This window comes from Cetobacterium somerae ATCC BAA-474 (assembly GCF_000479045.1).
In the GTDB taxonomy this organism is placed as follows: Bacteria; Fusobacteriota; Fusobacteriia; order Fusobacteriales; family Fusobacteriaceae; genus Cetobacterium_A; species Cetobacterium_A somerae.
Window position 1 is genome coordinate 7766 of the sequence record NZ_KI518148.1, and the last position, 3073, is coordinate 10838.

Below are 3073 nucleotides of genomic sequence, written 5' to 3' on the forward strand. Positions count from 1 at the left end.
TGAGCTTTTAAATAAGCTGATTGCACTTCTTGGTCTTCTAAAACTAATATAATTTGATCTTTTTTTACTTTATCTCCATTTTTAAAGTTTATACTTTTTACAGTACCACCTGTTTTAGTTACAACTTTAACCTCATTTAAAGGTTCCGTCACTCCACTTGATATATTTAGTCTTGTTATTAACTCTGGTTTTACTTCAGATATTTTAATATTTTTTCCTAAAGCTTCTTTTGATTTTTGTTTTCCATTGCTATTACCACATCCAATTAGTATTAATGATATTAATATTCCCAGTAATTTTTTCACTATTTTCCCTCCAATTATTCTTTTCTATACTATATAAGCGAAGATCTATATGTTTCAAAGGCTACATAATAATCTAGCACTGCTGAGTTATAATCTACAGCTGCCTGTCTATATTGACTTTCTGATAATAAAAAATCCACAGTTGAAATTAGTCCCTCATTGTATCTCTCTGTATCTATATTAAAGTTTTCTGTTGCAGCTTCTAACGCTTTACTTCTAGAATCTTTTAGTTGCTGTAAACGTATTAGCTCTCTATAATTTTTTGTAACAGATAGTTTTATATTATCTGATGTTAACTCTTTATTTATAAACTCTATATTCTCATTGTTTTTTGCTACATTGTATTCATCAATTCCACTTCCAAATGAAAATACATCCCACTTTACAGAAACTCCCCCTCTCCACTCTGCATTGTCAAAACTATTTTCAAAGTTATGACTCTCTTTTGAAGTTCCATATGTTGCAAAGGCATCAACTTGTGGTAACAAACTTGATCTTGCCACTATCTTTTCAGCTTGAGCATAATCAACTTTATTCACTGCCAATTTAGCAGATAAACTATTTGTTAGTGCTTCATCTAAATCTTTTCCAAAATCAATGCCTGATGTTAAATTCTCTGGTACTTGGAAATCCTTTAAAGTAATATCTTCGTTATTTGGAATCATTAACTTCAGTTTCAAATCCTTTTTAGCTATTTCTAAGTTTGTTTTAGTTCCAGTTATTTGTGCTTCTAAATCTAAAATAGAATACTCTGTTTTTAATAGATCAGCTTTTGTAACTAACTTTAAATTTAATTGCTCATTTTGTTTATCATATCTAGCTTGCAACTCTTTTCTAGAGCTTTCTAAAACTGTTAGATTTTTTTCAAAATTTATTATACTTGAATATAAAGAGATCATATCTAATCTCACATCTCTTTTTTCAGCCCAGAAATATAAATCAGCTATATTTTTAGATGCTTTTGCACCTAAAATTCCACCTGTTATAGCTCCACCTCTAAATAGTGGTTGATAAAGTCCAACACTTTGTGAGTAACCACTTTTTGCTCCATCACCTATCGTTCCATCAGAATTTACTATATCTATCATACTACGTGTAGTATGTTCCGCTCTTTGAAATTGACCATTATAAGTAACCTTTGGTAAAGAGGTTTTAAAAGCTCTTTTCACATTTAACTCTGCGTTCTCTTTAGAAAGTTCAGATGTTTTAATAGTTTTTCCATTTTCTAAAGCCAAGTCAATTGCACTTTCTAATGTTAATTCCCTTGAAAATGCTACTGTTGAAAACAAAACTAGCAAACCTAATAACTTTTTCATTTACTCCTCCTGAATCTATATAAATTTTTTTTACATTATTCTACTTTAACTTTGTGTATTTTTTGTGTATTAAAAAAAGTTGCAGATTTTTTTCTGCAACTTTTTTATTTACTCAACTTCACTTTCAATAGCTACATCTTTTCCACTAAAAGCCATTCCTATTTTTATAACTTTTGATACTCCATTATTTTTCATAGATGTATCGTATTTCTTTTCATTTATTTGAGCTAAAGCTTCTTTAGCTTTATCTTTAATAGAATTTTTATCCCCTATTTTAAATTCAAATATCAACCCATAATTTCTTTTATCTTTAGGCTCTAAAGCTATATCATATCTTCCATACCCACTTTCTCTATTAGAAGTTATTATATATTTATCCCCTAATGTCAAAAGCAAACCTAGCATAAAATGATGATAGTACTTTTCATTATCTCCTGTATCATGATAACTTACAGCTGAAGCATACATTTTTTTAAATCTATTCACAAATGAAGTTAGATTCCCTAAAAATAGATCTTCCATCATAAGACCATAGAAATGTACATCTCCTTTTGTATATGTTTCTATAAAACTTTGTCTAAAGAAACTTTTGATTTCTTGGTTAGGTATTTTTAAGGAATATGATTTAAGTCCAGTTATTGTAGAAATTCTTATATCTTCATATGTTAAATATCCTGAAAATAACATTAAAGACCAAATAGTATTTATATTATCTAAATCATCAAAAATTATATTCTCCGAAATTGTTTCCCATATTGTTTCACCTTTAAATACTAGCTCTAACTCTTCGAACACCTTTTCATCGTTTTTAGTCAATAATTGTTTTATCAAGGTATTGTCACTTGTATTTACCCAATAAGGATTTAATTCATTTTTATTAGCAAAATTAATTAATGACCATGGATTATAAACTAACTTATTTCCAAATTTATATCCATTATACCACTTTTTAACCTCTTCTAATTCATACTCTAACTCATAATATTTTAATAACTCTTCTACTTCATCTTCAGTCAAACCAAAATGATTAAAATCTTTATCTAAAATTGTTGACACTGCAAGATTATTTAGTCCTGAAAATATGCTTTCTTTAGCTACTCTTAATATCCCTGTAAGTACTGAAAACTCTAAATATGGATTTCCCTTTAACGCTGCACTTAAAAAGTTTCGAAAGAAAAATATTGCTTCATCATAATACCCCTGTGAGTGTGCTGTGACTAATGGAGTATCATATTCATCTATCAATATTATCACTTTCTTCTTATATTTTTCATATAAAAATTTTGATAAATCTAAAATTGCATTTTCTTGATTTTCTCTTTTCTTCTCCAAAGTTAAATTATATTTATCATATTCATTTTGCAATAATAGATGCAACTTATTTAAGCAAAGGTCCCAATTATTAACCTTTATCTCTTTCAAACTTATATATATTACTGGATACTCTCCCAT

Annotated in this window: 2 protein-coding genes and 1 pseudogene; all 3 read right to left on the reverse strand. The window is 28.0% G+C overall.

What is annotated here, in order from left to right; translation table 11 throughout:
- Positions 1 to 305, reverse strand: a pseudogene (locus HMPREF0202_RS15310) (biotin/lipoyl-binding protein); the annotation flags it as partial.
- Positions 306 to 334: 29 nt separating this feature from the next.
- A complete protein-coding gene (locus HMPREF0202_RS06685) occupies positions 335 to 1621 on the reverse strand; it encodes a TolC family protein (RefSeq protein ID WP_023052350.1) in 1287 nt (428 codons plus the stop codon).
- A gap of 108 nt (positions 1622 to 1729) precedes the next feature.
- A partial coding sequence (locus HMPREF0202_RS06690; protein ID WP_023052351.1) for an AAA family ATPase occupies positions 1730 to 3073 on the reverse strand: 1344 nt, incomplete at its 5' end.

Excerpts from the sequence above, each read along its gene's own strand:
- HMPREF0202_RS06685 (WP_023052350.1), bottom strand. The coding sequence starts at position 1,621 with ATGAAAAAGTTATTAGGTTTGCTAGTTTTGTTTTCAACAGTAGCATTT.